Origin of the sequence: Pseudomonas lutea (genome assembly GCF_000759445.1) — a bacterium.
Classification (GTDB): domain Bacteria; phylum Pseudomonadota; class Gammaproteobacteria; order Pseudomonadales; family Pseudomonadaceae; genus Aquipseudomonas; species Aquipseudomonas lutea.
Genome location: NZ_JRMB01000002.1, coordinates 712,990 through 735,990 on the forward strand (window position 1 = coordinate 712,990; position 23,001 = coordinate 735,990).

Sequence of the window (23,001 nt, forward strand, 5' to 3'; positions counted from 1 at the left end):
GGGGCTTTTTGGTTTCTACGATCAGCGTTACGCCTTCGCGGGCTGCTCTTCCTGCACCACGCGAATTACCCGTTGCGGGAACGGGATGTCGATGTTGGCGGCGCGCAAGCGGTCGCGGATTTCCGCGTTGAAGCGGTTCGAGACATCACCGAAGTCGCCGGTCTTGGTCCATACGCGCAGCGACACCGTGATCGAGCTGTCGCCCAACGCCGCCACCACCGCTTGCGGCGCAGGGTCCTGCAGGACACGCGGATCATCCGCCATGTCCATCAGCACCTGCAGCGCTTGCTTGAGATCGGCTTCGTAATCGATGCCTACATCAAAGGTGATTTTGCGCGTCGGCTGACGGTTGGTGTTGGTGATGATGCCGTTGGACAGATTGCCGTTGGGCAGGATGACGGTCTTGTTGTCCCCTGTACGCAGCACGGTATGGAAAATCTGGATGCTGTCGACGGTGCCCGAAACGCCTTGCGCCTCGATCCAGTCGCCGATGCGAAACGGACGGAACAGCAGAATCAAAACCCCGCCAGCGAAGTTCGCCAGACTGCCCTGCAACGCCAGACCGATGGCCAGACCTGCCGCACCAATGGCGGCCACAAACGAGGTGGTCTCAACCCCTATCATCGAAGCGACGCTGACGATCAGCAGAATCTTCAGGATAATATTGGCGATGCTGCTGATGAAGCCTTGCAGCGCAAGGTCGACATGACGCAGCGCCAGCAGCGCGCCCACTCGGGAGGTCAGCCTGTTGATCAGCCACCAACCCACCACCAACACAATCAGTGCCAGCAGCACCTTGCTGCCGTATTGCATGACCATCGGGATCCAGGCCTGAGACGCCTTCACCAGATGGTCCACTTGGCTGTTCAAATCCAAGTCCATCAATTTCTCCTCGGGGTCGCGACGTGGAATGCTGAACTGACGGCGCCGGGCCGGCCCGTCATTTCAGCCTGACCTGCATTCCGACGCGCAGGAGCCTCGCGGGTTCCTGCGCAATCTGAATTGCCGGCCAAAGCGCAGGATCAATCGCGGAAGTTGTTGAACTGCAGCGGCATGCCGAACTCATGACCACGCAGGGCGGCAATGGCCTCTTGCAGGTCATCACGCTTCTTGCCGGTGACGCGCACTTGCTCACCCTGGATGGCGGCCTGCACCTTGAGTTTGGCTTCTTTGATGTGGGCGACAATCTTCTTGGCCAACTCTTTGTCGATGCCTTCCTTGAGCGTGGCTTCCTGCTTCATCACCTTGCCGGAGGCATAGGGGTCCTTGAGTTCCAGGCACTGCACATCGATCTTGCGCTTGACCAGAGCCAGCTTGAGGATCTCGATCATGGCTTCGAGCTGAAACCCTTCCTCGGCAGTCATCTTGATCAGCAGGTCTTTTTCCGTGAACTCGAAGCTGCCTTTGCCTTTGAGGTCGTAGCGGCGGTCCAGCTCCTTGATCGCGTTGTCGACGGCATTCGTGACTTCGTGTTTATCCAGTTCGGACACTACGTCGAACGAGGGCATTTAGATTCTCCAATTGATGCGGCGCGGCTCGACATGTGAATGGAGCACGCCTGACTTGACGGTATGAAAGCCCGGTCATTATAACGAGACTTTTCCCACGTTCATGTGAGCCTGCAATGTTGATTTCGTTTTCCTTTCCTGCAGGTTTTATCGCGTCTGGGCGTCTTTGCTCTTGAGCGCCGTGTGCTGGCACATTCTGGGGGCGGGCAGTCTGGGCAGTCTCTGGGCAACGCGGCTGGCGCGGGCAGGTCTGCCGGTGCGCCTGCTGTTGCGCGACGAAACCCGACTCGCAGCCTATACCGCGCGGGGCGGGTTGACCCTCAGCGAAAATGGCGAGCGCCATACCTTCGCTATAGCAGCGCAAGCGGTCAGCGCGGCTCAGCCCATCGAGCGTTTGCTGGTGGCCTGCAAAGCCTACGATGCAGAGCGCGCAGTGGCCGCCATCGCCCATCGGCTCACCGATAAGGCCGACGTGCTGCTTTTGCAAAACGGCCTTGGAAGCCAGGAAGCGGTCGCCGCGATGCTGCCCCAGGCGCGCTGCATCTTTGTGTCCAGCACCGAGGGTGCTTATCGTGATCAAGACTGGAGCGTGGTGTTTGCCGGGCAAGGTTTCAACTGGCTCGGCGATGCGACCCAAAGCCTGGCGCCGTCCTGGCTGAACGAGCTTGAGCAAGCCGGGATCGCACATCAATGGACCTCCAGCATTCTCGAACGCCTCTGGCGCAAGCTGGCACTCAATTGCGCCATCAACCCGTTGACCGTGCTGCACCAGTGCCGCAACGGAGCCTTGCAGGCACACGCCGAGGAAGTGACAGCGTTGTGCGCCGAACTTGGCAGCGTATTGCGATGCTGTGGCCAGGCCGGCGCTGCAGAAGGCCTGCTGGAGCAGGTGCAGCAGGTCATCACCGCCACCGCCGCCAACTATTCCTCGATGTATCAGGACGTCGCACAAGGCCGCCGCACCGAGATCAGCTATTTGCTCGGGCATGTCTGCGCCACGGCGCGCGCGCTTGATTGCCCTGCGCCCGGTCTGAACCGGTTACGCCTGCGCCTGATCGAAGACCTCAAGGCGCGAGGCCTTCCCAGCGACTGACGGGTTTGCTCGCGGGCTGAACAGCGCTAACCTGCCCTCTCCTCATTTCGGTGACACTGCCCCATGCCATTGCGCCAGCGCCTCGAAAATCTGCCCGTGGGTCAAAAGCTGCTCGCCGCCCTGTTGGTGTTGCTCACCACCGTACTGGTGGTGGCCAACCTGACCTTCATCAGCGCCGCCTATTACATCTCCCAGGAAGCCATGGCCCCGCAGGCCTTGCAGACCATCGGCCGGCTGATCAGCAACCCCGGCCTGTCGGAGCAGGCGCTGACATCGACGGCGAACGCGCAAAACCTGCTCAAGGAGCTGAAAAATTACGGCCCCTTGCGGGCGGCAGCCTTGTACGACGCCAGCGGTACGCGGCTGGCGCAGATGCAGCAGGGCGACAAACTGCACATGCCCGAGCACTACCGTGACCTGGAAAGCTGGCGCGTTACCGAGTTTCGCAACACCCAGGTCATCCCGGTTCCGAAAGCCGGGCAGGCCTCGGGGCATTTGCTGCTGGTCGCCAGCAGTGAGCTGCCGACGGCGTTCTACACCGGCACGCTGACCGCCAGCCTGGGCATTCTGATTTTCAGCGTGCTGCTTTGGGCGGGGGTGGCCCGGCAGATCCGTCGTTTCATCACCGAACCGATTTATCAGTTGGAAGACCTTTCGCGTCAGGTCACCCGCGAGGAGAACTACGCGCTCAGGGCAAGCCCCGGCAATCAGGACGAAATCGGATCGCTGGCCGAGGCATTCAACACCATGCTGTCGCGCATGCAGGCGCGCGAACAGCAGCTCAAACGCGCGCGTGACGAATCCCAGGAAGCCTACGATCAAGCACAAGGGCTGGCTGAGGAAACCCGACACACCAACCGCAAGCTGGAGCTGGAAGTGCAGGTGCGCAGCAAGATCGAGAAAAAGCTCACCGGCTTCCAGAACTACCTCAACAGCATCATCGATTCGATGCCTTCGGCGTTGATCGCCCTCGACGAGCAGCTGTACGTTACCCAGTGGAATCAGGAGGCCGGAGCGCTTTCGGGAACGCCGCTGGATGAAGCGCTGAACCAACCCATTTATTCGGCATTCCCGCCGATGCGTGCTTTTTTGCCGCAGATCAAACAGACCGTCGAACGTCACACCGTGACCAAGATCGAGCGCGTAACGTGGGTCAAGGGCGAAGAGTCGCGTCACTACGCCCTGACCTTCTACCCGCTAACCGGCGACGCTGGCCGGGGCGCGGTGATCCGCATCGACGACATCACCCAGCGCCTGTCGCTGGAGGAAATGATGGTTCAGTCAGAAAAAATGCTCTCGGTGGGCGGACTGGCTGCTGGCATGGCCCATGAGATCAATAACCCTCTCGGGGCGATCATGCACAACGTGCAGAACATCCGCCGTAGGCTATCGCCGGATTTGCCAAAGAATCTGGAGCAGGCCGAGCAGGAAGGCATTGAGCTGGCTGCCGTGAATCAATACCTGATCGCTCGGGAAGTGCCGCAGCTGCTCGATGGCATTCAGTCAGCCGGCGCGCGGGCCGCAAAGATCGTCAGCCACATGCTCAGTTTCAGCCGACGCAGCAATCGCCAGCTGACCCCATGTGATTTGCCGGCGCTGATCGATCAGGCGGTGGAGATTGCCAGCAACGATTTCGACTTGACCATCGGCTTTGATTTCAAAGGCCAGAACATTATTCGCCAGTTTGATCCTCAGCTCGGCCCGGTACCTGCGACGGCCAACGAACTGGAGCAAGTGCTGCTCAACCTGCTGAAGAATGCCGCTCAGGCGATTCATCAGCGTGAGGACGACCGCGAGCCGGGGCGCATCATTCTGCGCACGCGCCTGAACCCGCCATGGGCGGAAATTCAGGTCGAGGACAACGGCATCGGCATGCCGGAAAGTGTGCGCAAGCGAACCTTCGAGCCGTTTTTCACCACCAAGGAAATCGGACAGGGCACGGGGCTGGGCCTTTCCGTGTCGTACTTCATCATCACCAACAACCACAAGGGGCAAATGGAGGTGCACTCCACCCCCGGCCAGGGCACCTGCTTCACCTTGCGCCTGCCCCTGGTGGACAATTCAGTAGATATGCCTGCACCACAGGTCATTGGTCAAAACGACCGGGAGTAGCGCCATGGGATTTCGCTTGTCAAAAATCTACACACGCACGGGTGACACCGGTGAAACAGGTCTCGGCGACGGCCGTCGTGTGCCGAAGGATCATCCGCGGGTCGAAGCGATCGGCGAGGTCGACACGCTCAACAGCCACGTCGGCGTGCTGCTGGCGGGACTGACTGCCGGCGTCGCGAGCCGCCCCGCACTGCAGGAGGTCATCGATGTGCTGGTCCCGTGCCAGCATCGGCTGTTTGACTTGGGCGGTGAGTTGGCGATGCCGGAGTATCAGGCGCTGAACTCGGCGGAGGTCGAGCGACTGGAAGCGGCGATTGATCACTGGAACGAGGAGCTGGGGCCGCTGGAAAACTTCATCTTGCCGGGCGGTTCGGCATTGATTGCCCAAGCCCACGTTTGCCGAAGCCTGGCGCGTACGGCAGAGCGTCGCTGCCAGCACTTGAACGCCGTCGAGCCACTGTCCGGGGTTGGGCTGGCGTACATCAATCGGCTGTCGGATCTGTTATTCGTGGCGGCGCGAATCATTGCCCGTCGCGAGGGTGTGGCGGAGATTTTGTGGGAGCCCGCGAAGAAGCCGCAGTGATGTTGCAGGCCGGCGCGAGGATCAACTGCTGAAGATCAACACGGCCCTGAATTGTCACCTCGCGGTCGCCACCCGATAATCGGATGGTCACTCACTCTGTAGGAGCCGGCTTGCTGCGGGCCGCGGTCGGGCGAACCCGTCACATCGGCACCGCTGTTGTGACTGAGCGAATGCGTTCGCCAGCAAGCCGGCTCCTACAGGGAATTGCGTACATCAGCCGACCCGGCTGCAACTCGGCAGCGCTAGCAAGCATGCCGGTTCGAGACTTCACCGGCGCGTTTAGCCCTGCGGCCAGAACGCTCTGATCCCCGCCACACCTTGCGCACCGCAATCCCACGCCTGCGGACGATCCGTCGGCCCTACCCCGCCGAGCAAATACACCGGCTTGCTAAACCCGGCGATCAAGTCACGGGCCTTTTCCCAGCCGAGCGGTTGAGCGTCTGGATGGCTCAAGGTCGGCAGCACGGGCGAGAGCGTGACGAAATCCACGCCCATCTGTTCGGCGAGGCTCAGCTCCTCGGCGCTGTGGCATGAAGCTGCAAGCCAGCGGTCCTGGGGAAAAGGCCGTCCCTTGCTGGCGTACTTGCGCAGCTGCTCGCTGGTCAAGTGCCAACCTGCTGCGGGAAAGTCGCCCAGCCATTCGAGCGGCCCCTTGAGCATCAACTGCGCCTTGCCCGCACACAACCCCACCGCATCAACGGCAACGTCACGGTATTTGGGGTCGTACATGTTCGGCGCACGCAGCTGGACCAGCTTGATGCCGGCAGCCACCGCCGTGCGAATGCCGCGCAACAGGTCCGGCGTTTCCAGATCGTCCGGGGTTATCAGGTACTCACCGGGCAGCCGCGCAGCCGCCACGATCGGCCGATTCGCTGCCGGAAAATCGTATTCGGCCAGCTCGCGCTGCGAAACCCAGGCCAACGGCTGGCCTTCAACACCGTGGGGCTCGCCGGTGAAGGACGACACTTCCCAGACATCCAGCAGCACCTGCTTGTCCGGGTAGTCGTGGCTGATCTTGATCAACGGACGCGCCGACGTCACGCTGATGCCCAGTTCTTCGTGCAGCTCGCGAGCAAGCGCGGCATCAACCGACTCACCTGCCTCGACCTTGCCCCCGGGAAACTCCCACAGGCCGCCTTGATGCTGGGTGTCGGCGCGTCGGGCAATGAGCACCTTGCCGTCGCTGCCACGGATGACTGCCGCAGCTACATGGACTCGTTTCACGCTTGACCTTCCTCCAATCCTGCCTGCAGCCAGCGCTTGAACGCCGGCCACTGATACAGCGTTTCGACGTACGCCGCAGCGTCCGCTGGCAATTGCACCTGATACGTGCGAAAGCGCACAGCGACCGGTGCGAAAAATGCGTCGACGATGCCCGGCGCGCCGAACAGGAAGCCCTTTCCTGCCCCAGACACCGCACGGCATTCGCGCCACAATGTCACCATGCGGTCGATGTCCGCCTGAGCCTCGACTTCGATGACTTCCAGTGCCTCGTTGCGCTGCACATCCATCGGCAGCCGCGAGCGCAACCCGGCGAAACCGCTGTGCATCTGCGCGCACGCCGAGCGTGCCTGAGCACGGGCTGCCACATCTGCCGGCCACAAGCCGGCGCCTGGAAAGCGCTCGGCAAGGTACTCACAAATGGCCAGCGAATCGACAATCGTGCCGTGGTCGCATTTGAGTGCAGGGACTTTGCCCGTCGGCGAATGCTCAAGAATAAGGCGGGTGGTGTCGGTCTGATTCAGGCGAATCACCTGATCGGTAAACGCCTCGCCGGTCAGCACAAGCGCCAGCCAGGGGCGCATAGACCAGGAGGAATAGCGCTTGTCGCCGATGATCAAATGCAGGCTCATGTCTTGGCTCCGTTGAAGACTCATGAAACATCATGGGCGCTACCCCGCGCTCATGACAGTCGCCCTTCTCGAGGCAGAGGCTGTCTCTGCGGGAGCGACCGGGGTGGCGCTCCCACAGATCACAGTTCAACCCCGCAATAAACGTTGTTTGGGCGCAGACCAAAAAAGTCTGTCAGGTGCGGTATTCCGCATTGATCTTCACATACTCGTGCGACAGGTCAGTGGTCCAGATGGTTTCGCTGCAGTCACCACGGCCCAACTCGATGCGGATCGTGATTTCTTCCTGCGCCATCACCAGCGAGCCTTGTTCTTCGGTGTAGGTGCTGGCGCGGGCGCCTTTGCTGGCGATGCACACGTCACCCAGAAACACGTCGATCTTGCTGACGTCGAGGTCCGGCACGCCCGCGCGACCCACGGCCGCAAGAATCCGCCCCCAGTTCGGGTCGGAAGCAAAGAGCGCCGTTTTAATCAGCGGCGAGTGGGCCACGGTGTAACCCACGTCCAGGCACTCTTGATGATTGCCACCGCCGTTGACTTCGACCGTCACGAACTTGGTGGCGCCCTCGCCGTCACGGACGATGGCCTGAGCGACATCCATGCACACTTCGAAGACCGCCTTTTTCAATGCCTCAAACAGCGGGCCTTTGGCTTCGGTCACCGCTGGAAGCGCGGCCTGACCGGTGGCAATCAGCATGCAGCAGTCGTTGGTCGACGTGTCGCCGTCGATGGTGATGCGGTTGAACGACTTGTTGGCGCCGTCGCGAATCAGGTCCTGCAGCACGCCCGGCGCCACGGCAGCGTCGGTGGCGATGTAGCCCAGCATGGTCGCCATGTTCGGACGAATCATGCCCGCGCCCTTGCTGATGCCGGTCACGGTCACGGTCACGCCATCGAGCACGAACTGGCGGCTCGCACCTTTGGGCAAGGTGTCGGTGGTCATGATGCCGGTCGCGGCAGCGGCCCAGTTGTCGACGGACAAATCATCCAGGGCTGCCTGGAGCGCACCTTCGATTTTCTCGACCGGCAACGGCTCGCCAATCACGCCCGTCGAGAATGGCAGTACGGCGCCGGCCTCCACGCCGGTGATCTCGGCGAGTCTGGCGCAGGTGCGCTCGGCAGCCGCCAGGCCCGGCTCGCCAGTACCGGCATTGGCGTTGCCGGTGTTGGTCAGCAGATAACGCACGGTGCCTTGTACACGCTGTTTGGCCAGGATGACGGGGGCAGCGCAAAAAGCGTTCAACGTAAACACGCCGGCGACGCTTGAGCCTTCGGCGCAACGCATGACCACGACATCCTTGCGCCCCGGGCGCTTGATGCCCGCAGAAGCGATGCCAAGTTCAAAACCGGGAACCGGGTGCAGCGTCGGCAACGGACCAAGACCAACAGCCATGTAATGCGCTCCTTGAAAGACAATCATGCCGCGCGGTATTGCCGGGACGGCTCGATGGATTGAAAAACGCCGCGACGGCTAGGCCGGTCGCGGCGTGATCTTACAGTTCAGCTACAGCCCGCCGCGCTTGGCGACTCAGTTGATCTGGCCGTGGCAATGCTTGTACTTCTTGCCCGAACCACACCAGCACAGCTCGTTACGGCCCAGCTTCTGGTCGTTACGAACCGGCGTGAGTGCCTCGGCTGCGGCAACCGTTACCTCTTCACCGCTTTCGGCCAGCAAGTCAGGCTGATCAAGGCCCGGTGCTTCGGCATGCTGGAATTGCATGCGCTGCGCCAGCTCCTCGGCCTCGCGACGCAGACGCGCCTCTTCCTCGGCCGGGTCTTCGCGACGCACCTGAACGTGGGAAAGCACACGAATGGCGTCGCGCTTGATCGAATCGAGCAGCTCCTGGAACAGGGCAAACGACTCGCGCTTGTATTCCTGCTTCGGGTTCTTTTGAGCGTAGCCACGCAAGTGGATGCCGTGACGCAGGTGGTCCATGGTCGACAGGTGGTCTTTCCACAAATCGTCCAGCACGCGCAGGAGAATCTGCTTCTCGAACGTGCGCAGCGCCTCGGCACTGGCCTGGTCTTCTTTCTCGTTGTAGGCCGCCAGAATGGCTTCCATCAACTTCGGACGCAGGGTGTCTTCGTTGAGATGGTCGTCTTCGTCGAGCCACTGCTGGATCGGCAGCTTCACGCCGAAATCGGTGCTGAGTGCGGATTCGAGACCGGCCACATTCCACTGCTCAGGCAACGACTGCGGCGGAATGTGCGCGGAGATGGTGGCGTCGAGGACTTCTTCGCGGAACTCGGCAATGGTGTCACCAATGTTGGTCGCAGCCAGCAGGCTGTTACGCATGTGGTAGATCACTTTACGCTGTTCGTTGGAGACGTCGTCGAACTCGAGCAACTGCTTGCGGATGTCGAAGTTGCGACCTTCCACCTTGCGCTGCGCTTTTTCGATGGCGTTGGTCACCATGCGGTGCTCGATCGCTTCGCCGGACTGCATGCCCAGCGCCTTCATGAAATTCTTCACCCGATCAGAGGCAAAGATGCGCATCAGGCTGTCTTCCAGCGACAGGTAGAAACGGCTCGAACCGGTGTCACCCTGACGACCGGCACGACCACGCAGCTGGTTGTCGATACGACGGGATTCGTGGCGTTCGGAAGCAATCACGTGAAGGCCGCCCGCCTCGATCACCTGCTGATGGCGTTTCTGCCAATCGGCCTTGATTTGCGCGATCTGCTCAGGGGTCGGGTCTTCCAGGCTGGCGACTTCGACTTCCCAGTTACCGCCCAACAGAATGTCGGTACCGCGACCGGCCATGTTGGTGGCGATGGTCAACGCACCCGGACGACCGGCCTGGGCGATGATTTCGGCTTCTTTTTCGTGGAACTTGGCGTTCAGAACCTTGTGCTCGATGCCTTCCTGCACCAGCAGTCGGGACATGTGCTCGGAGGTCTCGATGGTCGCAGTACCCACGAGCACAGGACGCTGCTCGGCCAGACAGGCCTTGATGTCCGTGATGATCGCTGCGTACTTCTCTTCCGCGGTCAGGTACACCAGATCGTTGAAGTCTTTACGCGCCAACGGCTTGTTGGGCGGAATGACCATTACGGCCAGGGCGTAGATCTGGTGGAATTCGAACGCTTCGGTGTCCGCCGTACCGGTCATGCCGGACAGCTTGTTGTAGAGACGGAAGTAGTTCTGGAACGTGGTCGAGGCCAGGGTCTGGCTCTCGGCTTGAATGTTCAGGCCTTCCTTCGCTTCGATGGCCTGGTGCAGGCCCTCGGACAGACGACGACCCGGCATGGTACGACCGGTGTGCTCGTCGACCAGCAGGATCTGACCGTCCTGGACGATGTACTCGACGTTGCGATGGAACAGCTTGTGCGCGCGCAGACCGGCATAAACGTGGGTCAGCAGGCCCAGGTTATGCGCCGAATAAAGGCTTTCGCCTTCAGCCAGCAAGCCGACTTCGGTCAGCATCTCTTCGATGAACTGATGGCCGGATTCGTTGAGCTCCACCTGACGGGATTTCTCGTCGATGGAGTAATGGCCTTGCTTGGTCACCTGGCCTTCCACTTCCTCGATGTGCTGCTCGAGCTTGGGGATCAGCTTGTTGATTTCGGTGTAGAGCTTGGAGCTGTCTTCCGCCTGACCGGAGATGATCAGGGGCGTACGGGCTTCGTCGATGAGGATCGAGTCCACTTCGTCGATCACGGCGAAGTTCAGTTCACGCTGGAATTTGTCTTCCAGGCTGAACGCCATGTTGTCGCGCAGGTAGTCGAAGCCGAATTCGTTGTTGGTGCCGTAGGTGATGTCCGACGCGTAGGCGGCGCGTTTTTCTTCCGGCGGCTGGAAAGGCGTAACGACGCCTACGGTCAGACCGAGGAATTCATACAGCGGGCGCATCCAGTTGGCGTCACGACGGGCCAGGTAGTCGTTGACTGTAACCACGTGCACGCCTTTGCCGGACAGCGCGTTGAGGTAGACCGCGAGGGTCGCGACGAGGGTTTTACCTTCACCGGTACGCATCTCGGCGATCATGCCTTCGTGCAGCGTCATACCGCCGATCAACTGTACGTCGAAGTGACGCATGCCCATGACGCGCTTGCCCGCCTCGCGGCACACCGCGAAGGCTTCCGGCAAGAGCTGGTCGAGGGTCTCACCTTTGGCTATGCGGGCCTTCAACTCATCGGTCTTGGCGCGCAGCTGTTCGTCCGAGAGGGCGACCATTTGCTCTTCGAAGCTGTTGACGACCTGGACCGTCTTGAGCATGCGCTTCACTTCGCGCTCGTTCTTGCTTCCGAAAAGTTTTTTTAACAAAGGTGCAAACATATCGAAAGGATCTTCCACACATAGGGATGGAGGGCGGCCCCGTGAGTCGCCCGAGCAGCCCTCATGGCCGCATGCGAACGAGCATTCTACCCGGAAATGGTGGTGAGGAAAGTGGCGTTATTCCACGATGCTGGCACAGCAATGTTACGGGGCAGAAGTACAATAGGGGCATTTCTCATGACTTCAACCCGTGCAGGCCAGAAGTTTGATTAATGTTTTTTCATGATAGAGCGTCGCTTTTTCGCCCTGAGTCGTCTGCGGCCAAGGTGCTTTGGCACTTTCTGCTAACATCCCGCGCTGGCAACATCAGGCTCACCATTATGGCATTCCGTCCTCTACCGGCTCGCGCACCATCCGTCCTGCTTCGCGAAGCCCGGCCGCTAAAAGCCATTTTCAGCCATGCTCAACGCCTGGCTCATCTTCAACGACTGCTGGAAAGTCAGCTGCAACCGGCTGCGCGCGAGCACTGCCATGTCGCCTCGTGGCGCGAAGGCACCTTGCTGCTGATCGTCACGGACGGTCACTGGGCCACCCGATTGCGGTATCAGCAGAAGCGTCTGCAGCGGCAGTTGGTCGCGTTCAAGGAATTCGCCAACCTCACCCGGCTGCAACTGAAGGTGCAGCCTGCCCGAACCCACCGAAGCGCGGCCACTCAGACCCGAGACCTCTCGGTGTCAGCAGCCGAAACCATCACCGCTACGGCAGAGGGCATCACCGACCCCAAGTTGCGCGCGGCATTGGAGCGGCTGGCAGCGCATGCGACGCCGAAGGACCCTGCCAATTAGTGGGACTAACATTCATATCGCCCTCCATTAAGCCGGACTGACCCTAGCCCTGCGCCCTTCCGGTCTGTAGGAGCCGGCTTGCTGGCGAGTGCGTCCCTTCAGACGCATCGAGAGTGGATGTTGAATCGGATTCGCCAGCAAGCCGGCTCCTACAGATTGCGTCACTCCTGACGTCACCTCCGCCGGCCAGATAGTTACCGGCATTCCGACTTTGGCAACACATGACCCTTCCAGCGGCCACTGCGCTTCGGCGACACAGTGTTTTTCACAGCCCCACAAAAAAGGCCACCCGAAGGTGGCCTCAAAACATCAGAACGAGAAGAAGAGACTGTTTACACCGCCGCAACAGGGCGCATGTAGGAGATCGGTGCGGTGCTGGCATCTTCGAAGGTCACAACTTCCCAAGCGTCTTCCTGAGCGATCAACGCACGAAGCAAACGATTGTTCAGGCCGTGTCCCGACTTGAAGCCCTGATACTCGCCGATCAGGCTGTTGCCCAACAGATACAGGTCACCGATGGCGTCCAGAATCTTGTGTTTGACGAATTCGTCTTCGTAACGAAGACCGTCCTCGTTCAACACGCCGTCCTTGTCCACGACGATTGCGTTTTCGACGCTGCCGCCCAGAGCAAGGTTGTGTTTACGCAAGTATTCGATGTCCTTCATGAAACCGAATGTTCGCGCACGGCTCACTTCTTTTACGAACGAAGTGCTGGAAAAGTCCACACAAGCCGTTTGGGTGCGGTTCTTCAGATAGGGGTGATCGAAATCGATCTCGAACCCGACCTTGAAACCTTCAAACGGTAAAAATTTCGCGTGCTTGCCGTCTTCTTCAACACACACTTCTTTAAGTATGCGGATGAATTTTTTCGGTGCGTCCTGTTCCTCCAGGCCAGCCGATTGAATCAGGAATACGAAGGGACCTGCGCTGCCGTCCATGATGGGAACTTCGGAGGCAGAAAGTTCAACGTAGGCGTTATCGATGCCAAGGCCGGCCATGGCCGACAGCAAGTGCTCAACCGTATCGACCTTCACGTCACCGTTGAACAGTGTCGTCGAGAGCGTGGTGTCGCCAACATTCAACGCGTGAGCGTTGATCTGGACTACCGGCTCAAGGTCGGTACGGAAAAACACAATGCCAGCGTTCACAGGTGCAGGTTTGAGGGTCAGGTAAACCTTTTCCCCCGAGTGCAGGCCGATACCTGTGGCACGGATAATGTTCTTCAGGGTGCGTTGTTTAATCATGGCATTGGCCGCTTCAGCGCATATCGCGAATTAGTATCAACAAAGGCTGGCGATGATAGCAGACCTCGCCTTTGCTGAACACCAATCACCCTTATACCCCTGATAGAACCCATTAATCAGCCTGACGACGCAGGAAGGCTGGAATATCCAGGTAATCCAGATCGTCTTGCGGATTCATCTTCGCTGCGGCTGTTGCGCCTGCGTGTGCTTGATTGCGCATCACGGTCGGACGGTCCAGGTCGCGGTAGTTCACCGACGGCAACTCCTGGCGAGCGGCATGTTGCTGCGCAGGTGCGGCTTGGGCGGCGGTTTGCAGCGTGTTGTCGATGACCTTGACAGGCTTCTCGATTTTCGCGCCAAGACCGGTTGCAACCACAGTCACGTGCAGCTCGTCGCGCATGTCCGGATCGATAACGGTACCGACCTTGACCATGGCGTGCTCGGAGGCGAACGCTTCGATGATGCTACCCACGTCGGAATACTCACCCAGAGACAGGTCAGGACCGGCAGTGATGTTGACCAGAATGCCGCGAGCACCTTGCAGGTTCACGTCTTCCAGCAACGGGTTGCGGATGGCCGCTTCGGTGGCTTCACGCGCACGGTTCGGACCGCTGGCGCAGCCAGTGCCCATCATCGCCATGCCCATCTCGGACATGACAGTGCGTACGTCAGCGAAGTCGACGTTGATCATGCCCGGACGCTTGATGATGTCGGAGATACCGCGAACGGCACCGGCCAGTACATCGTCAGCCTTGGCGAATGCCGACAGCAGGCTGGCGTCTTTCCCCAGGATGGTCAGCAGCTTCTCGTTGGGAATGGTGATCAACGAGTCAACGCTTTCCGACAGCGCGCGAATGCCTTCATCGGCAATCTGCATACGCTTGCGGCCTTCGAACGGGAACGGACGGGTGACCACTGCTACGGTCAGGATGCCCATTTCCTTGGCCACTTCAGCAATGATCGGGGCCGCGCCGGTGCCGGTACCGCCACCCATGCCAGTGGTGATGAAAACCATGTTGGTGCCTTGCAGCACTTCAGCAATGCGCTCACGGTCTTCCAGGGCAGCTTGACGGCCGACTTCAGGGTTTGCACCTGCGCCCAGGCCCTTGGTCACGCCGGTACCCAGTTGCAGAATGGTACGTGCACCAATGTTTTTCAGTGCCTGAGCATCGGTGTTGGCGCAGATGAACTCGACGCCTTCGATGTTGCTCTTGACCATGTGATTGACTGCGTTGCCGCCGCCACCACCAACGCCGATAACTTTAATTACCGGGCTTTGTGGGATGTTGTCTACGAGCTCGAACATGTTCCCTCTCCTTCAGTTCTCTAGTTTTATGTCGCCTGTTGCCTGCCTACCGCTTTTTGAATCTTAGAAATTCCCCTGGACCCAGCGCTTGAGACGCTCTAACACTGGAGCCTTCGGTTCATCGCTATAACTGCTACCGGAGCCGGAAAGGCCGGACAGCGAGATGCCGTCGGACTGCTTTTGCAGTCCGTACAGCAACAGGCCGACGCCGGTTGAGTAGATCGGGTTGCGAACGACGTCCGCGAGCCCTTTGACGCTATGCGGTACACCCAGGCGTACCGGCATGTGGAAGATCTCTTCGGCCAGTTCAACTGCGCCTTCCATTTTCGAGGTGCCACCGGTCAGCACGATGCCGGCCGGGATAAGGTCCTCGTAGCCGCTGCGACGCAGCTCGGCCTGGATCAGAGTGAACAGCTCGTCATAACGCGGCTCGACCACTTCGGCGAGGGCCTGACGGGACAGTTCACGCGGTGGACGGTCGCCCACGCTCGGCACTTTGATGGTCTCCCCGGCGCCGGCCAGCTTGGCCAGTGCGCAGGCGTAACGAATCTTGATTTCTTCGGCGTACTGAGTTGGCGTACGCAGCGCCATGGCGATGTCATTGGTGACCTGATCACCGGCGATCGGGATCACCGCGGTGTGACGAATCGCGCCTTCGGTGAAGATGGCGATGTCCGTAGTGCCGCCACCGATGTCCACCAGACAAACGCCCAGTTCTTTCTCGTCATCGGTCAGCACCGAGTACGCGGACGCCAACTGCTCCAGAATGATGTCATCGACTTCGAGGCCGCAGCGGCGCACGCACTTCTCGATGTTCTGTGCCGCATTGACGGCGCAGGTCACCACGTGGACCTTGGCTTCCAGGCGCACGCCCGACATGCCCAGTGGCTCGCGAACGCCTTCCTGGTTATCGATGACGTAGTCCTGCGGCAAGGTGTGCAGCACGCGTTGGTCAGCCGGGATCGCCACGGCTTGGGCAGCGTCAAGCACGCGTTCAAGGTCGGCCGAGCTCACTTCGCGGTCACGAATCGCCACGATGCCGTGGGAATTCAGGCTGCGAATGTGATTGCCCGCGACGCCGACGAACGCCGAGTGGATGCGGCAACCGGCCATTAGCTGCGCTTCTTCCACTGCGCGCTGGATCGACTGCACGGTGGATTCGATATTCACCACCACGCCCTTCTTCAGGCCGCGGGACGGGTGAGTGCCGATACCGACGATTTCCAGCGTGCCATCAGCCGCGACTTCGCCTACCAGCGCCACCACCTTGGAGGTGCCGATATCCAATCCGACGATCATTTTGCCGCTTTGCACGTTTGCCATGGGTCCTGCCTCTTATCAATTCTTCGCGACGGCGGGTTTGTCCGTCGTTGGCGCTGCTGCCTGTTCGCGCCAACCAACGGCCAGGCCGTTGTTGTAACGAAGGTCGACTCGCGCAATGTTCGTGATCTGGTCTTTCAGTGTCTTGTCGTAGATGGCGATAAAGCGGCGCATCTTCTCAAGCAGATTGCCTCGTCCCAGCAGCAGCTCCAGGCCTGGGCCTGCGTTGCCTGCGCCGGTGGTCAGAAACCAGCTGCCTCGCTCACGCAGTTCCAGGCGAGCGATGGAGAACCCCAGCGGGCGCAACATCTGGCTCAGGACCTGGTACTGCTGCATCACCTGCTGTTGGGCCCGTTGAGGCCCGAACAACTGCGGAAGGTGTTCGTAATTGGCCAGCTCACGCGGGGTGAACGCCTGACCCTGGTTGTTCAGCAGGGATTGATCGCCCCAGCGCGCAACCGGTAATTGTTCTTCCAGACGGATCACCACCTGATCCGGCCAGACGCGGCGGACCTCGGCGTGGGCGATCCATGGCATTTGCTCAAGCTCGGTGCGCATGCCGGCCAGGTCGATGTTGAAGAAGCTGGTCGCCACGAAGGGCGCGATCCGCTGCTGCACGGCTTGCTGGCTGATGTAGCTCAAATCGCCCTGAACGTTGATCCGCGAAATCGGCCGATCGGCGTACGGCAGCAACCGCTGCGCAGCTTCGTAAGTGCCGAAACCAAACACCACCAGCAGTACCGGCCACATCAGGCTGCGCAGGAAACCGAAGCTCGGCCGCGGCATGCGCGACGACATGGGCTCCCTGGCGACCATCCGGCTGGCGCCACGTGGCACCGGCTTGCGGCTGGCGGCGGATTGCTGATGACGAACCGATGCGCCGTGCATGATCTACCCCTGCACCTGAACGCTGTCGGCCAGAATCGCCAGCACCAGCTGTTGAAAATCAAGCCCGGCCGCGCGAGCAGCCATGGGCACCAGGCTGTGATCGGTCATGCCGGGAACGGTGTTGACTTCGAGGAGCCAGAATTTGCCCTCGGCATCCTGCATGACATCGGTGCGCGCCCAGCCGGCAACACCGACCGCTTCACACGCCCGCGCCGTAAGCGCCTTGAGTTCCTGTTCTTTAGCTGCATCGAGCCCGCAAGGAATCCGGTACTGGGTATCGGAAGCCAGATATTTTGCGTCGTAATCGTAAAAGCTGTGGGGCGTGCCCAAACCGATAGGGGGCAATACCTGCCCACGCAGAGAGGCGATGGTGAACTCGGGACCTTCGATCCATTGCTCGACCAACACTTGCGAATCGTAGGTACGGGCGGCGCTCCAGGCGGCGATCAATTCGTCGACGCCGGTCACCTTGGCCATACCGATACTGGAACCTTCATGGGCCGGTTTGACGATTAAAGGCAAGCCCAGTTCCGTCGCCGCAGAAATACAGTCTGCCTCGCTGCTCAACACCGCGTGACGCGGCGTCGGCAAGCCCAGGCTCTGCCAGACTTGCTTGGTACGCAGCTTGTCCATCGCCAGCGCCGACGCCAATACACCGCTGCCGGTGTAGGGGATGTCCAGGCACTCCAGCAAGCCTTGCATGGTGCCGTCTTCGCCACCGCGACCGTGCAGCACGATAAACGCACGATCAATCTTTTCGCTGACCAGCCGCTGCAGGAAATCCTCGCCCACGTCGATACCGAATGCATCGACGCCTGCGCTTAGCAGGGCTTCAAGCACCGCGCTACCGGATTTCAGGGAAACCTCCCGCTCTGCACTCTTGCCGCCGAGAAGCACGGCGACACGACCGAAGCGTTGCGGCTCCAGCGTCGAGAACAGGGCGGTCTGCAGGGCGGCTGTCATTTCAGCTTACCTTCGGTTGGGGCCACGATCGCGCCCGTGAACAGCGGGCTTTTCAGCAGTTGCGGCGCAAGGCCACCGATGTCACCGGCGCCCTGGCACAGCAGGATGTCCCCTGCGCGCAGCAGCGGCTTGACCAACGGCGCCAGCTCGACGCCGCGCTCGATGTAAATCGGATCAAGCTGACCGCGCTGGCGAATGCTATGCGCCAGCTGGCGGCTGTCGGCACCCGGGATCGGTTCTTCACCGGCCGGATAGACTTCCATCAACAGCAACACATTGGCCTCGTTGAGCACCTGCACGAAGTCGTCGTACAGATCGCGTGTTCGGCTGTAACGGTGCGGCTGGTAAACCATGACCAGACGACGGTCCGGCCAGCCACCGCGTACGGCATTGATGACAGCGGCGACTTCGCGCGGATGATGACCGTAGTCGTCGACCAGCATCACGTTGCCGCCTTCGACCGGCAATTCGCCGTAGACCTGGAAGCGTCGGCCAACGCCCTGGAACCCCGAAAGGCCCTGAATGATGGCTTCGTCAGAGACGCCCTCGTCCGTGGCAATGGCAATGGTCGCCAGCGAGTTCAGCACGTTGTGCCTGCCGGGCATGTTGACCGATACGTCCAGCGGCTCGCGGTCGCGACGCAGCACGGTGAAGTGCGTGCGCATGCCGTCCTGACGCACATTGATCGCACGCACGTCGGCGGCGTCATCGAAGCCGTAAGTCATGAACGGGCGTTTGACCGAAGGCAGGATGTCGCGCACCACTGGATCGTCGATGCACACCACGGCCAGACCGTAGAACGGCAAGTTGTGCAGGAACTCGACAAAGGTCTTCTTCAGTTTGTTGAAGTCGCCTTCGTAGGTCGCCATGTGGTCGGCGTCGATGTTGGTGACAACGGCGACCAGCGGCTGCAGGTGCAGAAAGCTTGCATCGCTTTCATCGGCTTCGGCAATCAGGTAACGGCTGGTGCCCAGCTGCGCGTTGGTGCCGGCTGCGTTCAGGCGGCCGCCGATCACGAATGTCGGATCAAGACCACCGGCCGCGAACACCGAAGCGATCAGGCTGGTGGTCGTAGTTTTGCCGTGGGTGCCGGCAACTGCGATGCCGTGGCGATAACGCATCAGCTCGGCCAGCATCTCGGCGCGTGGCACCACAGGAATGCGACGCTCAAGGGCGGTCGCCACTTCCGGGTTGGAAGTGTTCACAGCACTGGAGACCACCAGCACGTCAGCTGCCGAGGCGTTTTCCGCACGGTGGCCGATGAAGATCTGCGCGCCGAACGACTCGAGACGTTCGGTCACTGGCGATGCTTTCAGGTCTGAACCCGAGACGTCATAACCCAGGTTGAGCAAAACCTCGGCGATACCGCACATCCCCACGCCGCCGATGCCCACGAAGTGGATACGACGGATGCGGCGCATTTCCGGCTGAGGCATGGCGCGCTGGTTCTCAACCATGGGCCACCTCCAGGCAGATGTCGACGACGGTGTTGGTGGCATCAGGCTTGGCCAGTTGGCGAGCCGTGACGGCCATGCGGTTCAATTGTTCGGGTTGCATCAAAACCTCTTTCAGGCGAGCCGCCATCTCGGCGGCGCCAGTTGTCGCTTGCGGCATGACGAAGGCAGCGCCTTCGCGAGCCAGATATTCGGCATTGCGCGACTGGTGATCGTCGATCGCGTGGGGTAATGGCACCAGCAACGACGGCAGCCCGGCAGCAGCCAGTTCACTGACGGTCAGCGCACCTGCGCGGCAGACCACCAGATCCGCCCAGCCATACGCCTGGGCCATGTCTTTTATAAACGGGGCGACCTGCGCCTCGACACCGGCAGCGCGGTAGCGCTCGGCGGTCACTTCATCGTGATGCTTGCCGGCCTGATGAAACACCTCGGGGCGGATCTCGGCAGGCACCTGCGCCAGCGCTTCCGGCAGCAGCTTGTTCAGCGGTTCAGCGCCCAGACTGCCACCCAGTACCAGCAAACGAGGCCTGCGGCCGATCAGCGTCTGGCGGGGTGTTTCGAAGAACAGTTCGGCACGCACCGGGTTACCCGTGGTACGGCGCTTGGACGATGCGGCGAAGGTCTGCGGAAACGCTTCGCAGACCCGCGCGGCGAACGAAGCCAGGCTGCGGTTCGCGGTGCCCGCTACGGCATTTTGTTCGTGGATGATCAGTGGCACGCCCGCCAGTTTTGCCGCCAGACCGCCAGGGCCAGTCACGTAGCCACCGAAACCGACGGCACAGACAGGCGACAGCTCGCGCACGACGTTGCGCGCCTGCAACAACGCCTTGACCAACATGAACGGCGCCTTCAGCAGCGACAGTCGCCCCTTGCCACGCAAACCGGTGACGTTGATCAGGTGCAGCTTGAGGCCTGCCGCAGGCACCAGTTCGTTTTCGATCCCGCGCGGTGTCCCGAGCCAGTGCACCGTGTAGCCGCGCGCCTGGAACTCACGGGCACAGGCCAGCGCCGGGAACACATGCCCGCCAGTGCCGCCCGCCATGATGAGCACGTTACCGACGGCCATGAGTGGGCTCCTCGGCAAAGTCGCTTTCCTGGAACTCGGCTTCTTCACTGCCCATGTTGTTGCGCGATTCCCACTCGATGCGCAGCAACAGGCCCAGGCTGGCGCAGCAGATGATCAGCGAACTGCCGCCGTAGCTGAGGAACGGCAGCGTCAGGCCCTTGGTCGGCAGCAGACCGACGTTAACGCCAATGTTGATCAGAAACTGACCAATCCACAAAAATGCCAGGCCGTAGGCGGTGTAAGCGGCGAAGAACTGCTTGGCGCGCTCGGCCCACATGCCGATGTACATGGCGCGAATACTGACGAACACAAACAGGCCGACCGTGGCCAGCGAACCCACCACGCCCAGCTCTTCGGCCAGTACCGAGAACACGAAGTCAGTGTGCGCTTCAGGCAGGTAAAACTGCTTTTGCACGCTGTTGCCCAAGCCTACGCCGAACCACTCGCCACGACCAAAGGCGATCAGTGCCTGGGTCAACTGGTAGCCAGAGCCGAACTGGTCGGACCATGGATCGGTGAAGGTGATCAGACGCGCCATCCGGTAAGGCTGCGCCTGTACCAGAACGAACACTGCGCCAACCGCCAGCGCGACCATCAGGCTGAAACGGAACAGACCGACACCGCCAAGGAACAGCATGGCGGCAGCAGCGCCCATCATCACGACCGTGGCACCGAAGTCCGGCTCCATCAGGAGCAGACCGGCCATCGGCAGCAAGACGATGAAAGGCTTGAAGAAGCCCATCCAGCTTTCACGCACTTCCTGCTGACGACGAATCAGGTAACCGGCCAGGAAAATCACCACGAATACTTTCGCGATTTCCGAAGGCTGTACGTTAAACATGCCGAAGCCGATCCAGCGCATCGAACCGTTCACCTCACGCCCGATGCCGGGCACGATCACCGCGATCAGCAGGCCGAACGCGCCTATCAGCATCAGCCAGCCCAGGCGCTGCCAGGTAGCGACCGGCACCATCATCGTCGCCACGCAGGCGATCAGGCCCAACACCAGATAGATCAGGTGACGGGTCATCATGTACAGCGCGTTACCCGACTGAACGGCGGCCACTTCCGACGACGCGGAAGTGATCATCACCAGGCCCAGACCCAGCAATGCGAGGCACCCAGCGAGCATCGGGAAATCAACGTCAACGCCACGGCCGCTGATAATCGGAGACGGGTATGGCTTGATCACGCCAAAAATCATGACAAGTCCCCCACGGCCCGGGCGAACAGTTGTCCGCGCTCTTCGAAATTCTTGAACATGTCCAGGCTTGCGCAGGCCGGCGACAGCAACACAGCGTCCCCTTCCCGAGCGATATCAGCAGCACGTTGCACGGCTTCTTCCAATGTAGTGACGCGTACCAATGGCACCGAATCGCCGAAGGTCGCGGCGAGCAAATCCGCATCGCGGCCCAGCAGAACGACCGCGCGGCAATGGGCAGCAACCGGGGCTTTCAGCGGGGTAAAATCCGCGCCCTTGCCATCGCCGCCGGCAATCAGCACCAGCTTGCCGTCGATGTCCGCACCCAGCCCTTCAATGGCTGCCAGCGCGGCACCGACGTTGGTCGCTTTCGAGTCGTCGTAGTAATTCACGCCGTTACGCTCCCGCAGCCATTGGCAGCGATGAACCAGACCGGCGAATGTCTTGAGGCTGGACAGCATCGCGTCAAACGGAAGACCCACCGCATGGCCCAGCGCCAAAGCGGCCAGGGCATTGGCCTGGTTATGGCCGCCACGAATCTTCAATTCACGGACCGGCATCAGGTTGTCGAACTGGAAGGCCAGATACTTCTCGCCGTTCTCTTCGCGCAAACCGAAGCCGTTACGGTCGGGCTTGTTCAAACCAAACGTCCAGCACGGCACGCCTTCGCCAATCAACGGACGGGTCAGCGCGTCCTGACGGTTGACCACCACCTGACGCGCACCCCGGAAGATCCGGTGCTTGGCCAGGTGATAAGCCGGCAGCCCGCTATAGCGGTCCATGTGGTCTTCGCTGATGTTGAGCACAGTGGCAACTTCGGCGCCCAGTTGATCGGTGGTCTCCAGCTGGAAGCTCGACAGCTCCATGACATACAGGTCCACATCGTCGCTGAGCAGGTCCAGCGCCGGGGTACCGAGATTGCCGCCGACCGCCACGCGCTTGCCGGCTGCTGCCGCCATCTCGCCCACCAGTGTAGTGACGGTGCTTTTTGCGTTCGAACCGCTAATGGCCACAATCGGGGCCTTGGCGTTGCGAGCGAACAGTTCGATATCACCGGAAAGCTTCACGCCGCGCATGGCGGCTTGCTGCAATGCCGGGGTCGCCAGCGCCAGGCCGGGGCTGACATACAGCTCGTCGGCACGGCACAGAAATTCAACGTCCAGCTCACCACAACGCACTTCGAGCTGCGGGTAATCGCGGCGCAATGTCTCAAGCTCTGGCGGATGCTCCCGCGTATCGGCGACAGCAAACGACACGCCCCGGTTCGCCAGAAAGCGAACCAGGGACATGCCGCTCTTGCCGAGGCCGACAACGATGCGGAAGTGGTCAGAAGCGATCAGTGACAA

The 23,001-nt window shown here is 60.8% G+C and carries 19 protein-coding genes; 4 read left to right on the forward strand and 15 right to left on the reverse strand.

All coding sequences use genetic code 11. From position 1 onward, the window contains the following. Positions 1 to 27: 27 nt before the first annotated feature. Complete coding sequence (locus LT42_RS15345) at positions 28 to 876, reverse strand: mechanosensitive ion channel family protein (protein ID WP_037017346.1); 849 nt, start codon at positions 874 to 876, stop codon at positions 28 to 30. 146 nt (positions 877 to 1,022) lie between these two features. Beyond that, positions 1,023 to 1,508, reverse strand: coding sequence for a YajQ family cyclic di-GMP-binding protein (locus LT42_RS15350; protein WP_037014643.1), 486 nt, complete (start codon positions 1,506 to 1,508; stop codon positions 1,023 to 1,025). 181 nt (positions 1,509 to 1,689) lie between these two features. Here LT42_RS15350 and LT42_RS15355 point away from each other — a divergent pair, with 181 nt between their 5' ends. The 3 genes from LT42_RS15355 (at position 1,690) to LT42_RS15365 (ending at position 5,296) form a co-directional block, all read left to right on the forward strand. Next, positions 1,690 to 2,601, forward strand: a complete 912-nt coding sequence (locus LT42_RS15355; protein WP_037014647.1) for a putative 2-dehydropantoate 2-reductase — start codon at positions 1,690 to 1,692, stop codon at positions 2,599 to 2,601. 63 nt (positions 2,602 to 2,664) lie between these two features. Further along, a complete protein-coding gene (locus LT42_RS15360; RefSeq protein WP_037014650.1) occupies positions 2,665 to 4,713 on the forward strand; it encodes a sensor histidine kinase in 2,049 nt (682 codons plus the stop codon). Between the two features lie 4 nt (positions 4,714 to 4,717). Beyond that, a complete protein-coding gene (locus LT42_RS15365; RefSeq protein WP_037014662.1) occupies positions 4,718 to 5,296 on the forward strand; it encodes a cob(I)yrinic acid a,c-diamide adenosyltransferase in 579 nt (192 codons plus the stop codon). A 279-nt stretch (positions 5,297 to 5,575) separates the two neighbouring features. Here the strand turns inward: LT42_RS15365 and LT42_RS15370 are convergent, their stop codons facing one another. The 4 genes from LT42_RS15370 to secA all read right to left on the reverse strand — a co-directional run bounded on the left by LT42_RS15370 (position 5,576) and on the right by secA (position 11,425). Then, positions 5,576 to 6,520: a Nudix family hydrolase gene (locus tag LT42_RS15370; protein WP_037014664.1), complete on the reverse strand. Its 945-nt coding sequence runs from the start codon at positions 6,518 to 6,520 to the stop codon at positions 5,576 to 5,578. Beyond that, a complete protein-coding gene (locus LT42_RS15375) occupies positions 6,517 to 7,149 on the reverse strand; it encodes a glutathione S-transferase family protein (RefSeq protein WP_037014666.1) in 633 nt (210 codons plus the stop codon). The genes LT42_RS15370 and LT42_RS15375 overlap by 4 nt, the downstream gene beginning before the upstream one ends. Before the next feature lie 172 nt (positions 7,150 to 7,321). Continuing rightward, positions 7,322 to 8,539, reverse strand: coding sequence for a bifunctional glutamate N-acetyltransferase/amino-acid acetyltransferase ArgJ (gene argJ, locus LT42_RS15380; RefSeq protein ID WP_037014668.1), 1,218 nt, complete (start codon positions 8,537 to 8,539; stop codon positions 7,322 to 7,324). A gap of 135 nt (positions 8,540 to 8,674) precedes the next feature. Next, complete coding sequence (secA, locus tag LT42_RS15385) at positions 8,675 to 11,425, reverse strand: preprotein translocase subunit SecA (RefSeq protein ID WP_037014670.1); 2,751 nt, start codon at positions 11,423 to 11,425, stop codon at positions 8,675 to 8,677. A gap of 320 nt (positions 11,426 to 11,745) precedes the next feature. Between secA and LT42_RS15390 the strand changes: the two genes are divergently transcribed. Then, complete coding sequence (locus tag LT42_RS15390) at positions 11,746 to 12,210, forward strand: DUF721 domain-containing protein (protein ID WP_037014672.1); 465 nt, start codon at positions 11,746 to 11,748, stop codon at positions 12,208 to 12,210. 332 nt (positions 12,211 to 12,542) lie between these two features. On the opposite strand, the gene lpxC is transcribed toward LT42_RS15390, so the two are convergent. From lpxC to murD, 9 genes are all read right to left on the reverse strand, one after another. Next, the gene (gene lpxC, locus LT42_RS15395) at positions 12,543 to 13,454 is read right to left on the reverse strand and encodes a UDP-3-O-acyl-N-acetylglucosamine deacetylase (RefSeq protein WP_037014674.1); all 912 of its coding nucleotides are present in this window, start codon (positions 13,452 to 13,454) and stop codon (positions 12,543 to 12,545) included. A 112-nt stretch (positions 13,455 to 13,566) separates the two neighbouring features. Beyond that, positions 13,567 to 14,760 (reverse strand): cell division protein FtsZ, encoded by a 1,194-nt coding sequence (gene ftsZ, locus LT42_RS15400; protein ID WP_037014676.1) that lies wholly within the window; start codon positions 14,758 to 14,760, stop codon positions 13,567 to 13,569. Positions 14,761 to 14,823: 63 nt separating this feature from the next. Further along, entirely contained in the window at positions 14,824 to 16,083 is a 1,260-nt protein-coding gene (ftsA, locus tag LT42_RS15405) for a cell division protein FtsA (RefSeq protein WP_037014678.1), read from the reverse strand. Between the two features lie 15 nt (positions 16,084 to 16,098). Further along, entirely contained in the window at positions 16,099 to 16,968 is an 870-nt protein-coding gene (locus LT42_RS15410) for a cell division protein FtsQ/DivIB (protein ID WP_037014679.1), read from the reverse strand. A 3-nt stretch (positions 16,969 to 16,971) separates the two neighbouring features. Further along, positions 16,972 to 17,931, reverse strand: a complete 960-nt coding sequence (locus LT42_RS15415) for a D-alanine--D-alanine ligase (protein ID WP_037014680.1) — start codon at positions 17,929 to 17,931, stop codon at positions 16,972 to 16,974. After that, on the reverse strand, positions 17,928 to 19,388 hold the full coding sequence (gene murC / locus LT42_RS15420) for a UDP-N-acetylmuramate--L-alanine ligase (RefSeq protein ID WP_037014683.1): 1,461 nt from the start codon (positions 19,386 to 19,388) through the stop codon (positions 17,928 to 17,930). Before murC ends, LT42_RS15415 begins: the two co-directional genes overlap by 4 nt. Then, positions 19,381 to 20,454, reverse strand: coding sequence for an undecaprenyldiphospho-muramoylpentapeptide beta-N-acetylglucosaminyltransferase (murG, locus tag LT42_RS15425; protein WP_037014685.1), 1,074 nt, complete (start codon positions 20,452 to 20,454; stop codon positions 19,381 to 19,383). The genes murC and murG overlap by 8 nt, the downstream gene beginning before the upstream one ends. Next, complete coding sequence (ftsW, locus tag LT42_RS15430; RefSeq protein ID WP_037014687.1) at positions 20,441 to 21,658, reverse strand: putative lipid II flippase FtsW; 1,218 nt, start codon at positions 21,656 to 21,658, stop codon at positions 20,441 to 20,443. Before ftsW ends, murG begins: the two co-directional genes overlap by 14 nt. Further along, a complete protein-coding gene (gene murD, locus LT42_RS15435; RefSeq protein ID WP_037014689.1) occupies positions 21,655 to 23,001 on the reverse strand; it encodes a UDP-N-acetylmuramoyl-L-alanine--D-glutamate ligase in 1,347 nt (448 codons plus the stop codon). Before murD ends, ftsW begins: the two co-directional genes overlap by 4 nt.

What these genes read in the sequence shown, in the direction of transcription:
- LT42_RS15350 (WP_037014643.1), bottom strand. Translation starts at nt 1,508, where the DNA reads ATGCCCTCGTTCGACGTAGTGTCCGAACTGGATAAACACGAAGTCACG.
- LT42_RS15360 (WP_037014650.1), top strand. Translation starts at nt 2,665, where the DNA reads ATGCCATTGCGCCAGCGCCTCGAAAATCTGCCCGTGGGTCAAAAGCTG.
- LT42_RS15365 (WP_037014662.1), top strand. Translation starts at nt 4,718, where the DNA reads ATGGGATTTCGCTTGTCAAAAATCTACACACGCACGGGTGACACCGGT.
- LT42_RS15375 (WP_037014666.1), bottom strand. Translation starts at nt 7,149, where the DNA reads ATGAGCCTGCATTTGATCATCGGCGACAAGCGCTATTCCTCCTGGTCT.
- argJ (WP_037014668.1), bottom strand. Translation starts at nt 8,539, where the DNA reads ATGGCTGTTGGTCTTGGTCCGTTGCCGACGCTGCACCCGGTTCCCGGT.
- secA (WP_037014670.1), bottom strand. Translation starts at nt 11,425, where the DNA reads ATGTTTGCACCTTTGTTAAAAAAACTTTTCGGAAGCAAGAACGAGCGC.
- LT42_RS15390 (WP_037014672.1), top strand. Translation starts at nt 11,746, where the DNA reads ATGGCATTCCGTCCTCTACCGGCTCGCGCACCATCCGTCCTGCTTCGC.
- lpxC (WP_037014674.1), bottom strand. Translation starts at nt 13,454, where the DNA reads ATGATTAAACAACGCACCCTGAAGAACATTATCCGTGCCACAGGTATC.
- ftsZ (WP_037014676.1), bottom strand. Translation starts at nt 14,760, where the DNA reads ATGTTCGAGCTCGTAGACAACATCCCACAAAGCCCGGTAATTAAAGTT.
- ftsA (WP_037014678.1), bottom strand. Translation starts at nt 16,083, where the DNA reads ATGGCAAACGTGCAAAGCGGCAAAATGATCGTCGGATTGGATATCGGC.
- LT42_RS15410 (WP_037014679.1), bottom strand. Translation starts at nt 16,968, where the DNA reads ATGCACGGCGCATCGGTTCGTCATCAGCAATCCGCCGCCAGCCGCAAG.
- LT42_RS15415 (WP_037014680.1), bottom strand. Translation starts at nt 17,931, where the DNA reads ATGACAGCCGCCCTGCAGACCGCCCTGTTCTCGACGCTGGAGCCGCAA.
- murC (WP_037014683.1), bottom strand. Translation starts at nt 19,388, where the DNA reads ATGGTTGAGAACCAGCGCGCCATGCCTCAGCCGGAAATGCGCCGCATC.
- murG (WP_037014685.1), bottom strand. Translation starts at nt 20,454, where the DNA reads ATGGCCGTCGGTAACGTGCTCATCATGGCGGGCGGCACTGGCGGGCAT.
- ftsW (WP_037014687.1), bottom strand. Translation starts at nt 21,658, where the DNA reads ATGATTTTTGGCGTGATCAAGCCATACCCGTCTCCGATTATCAGCGGC.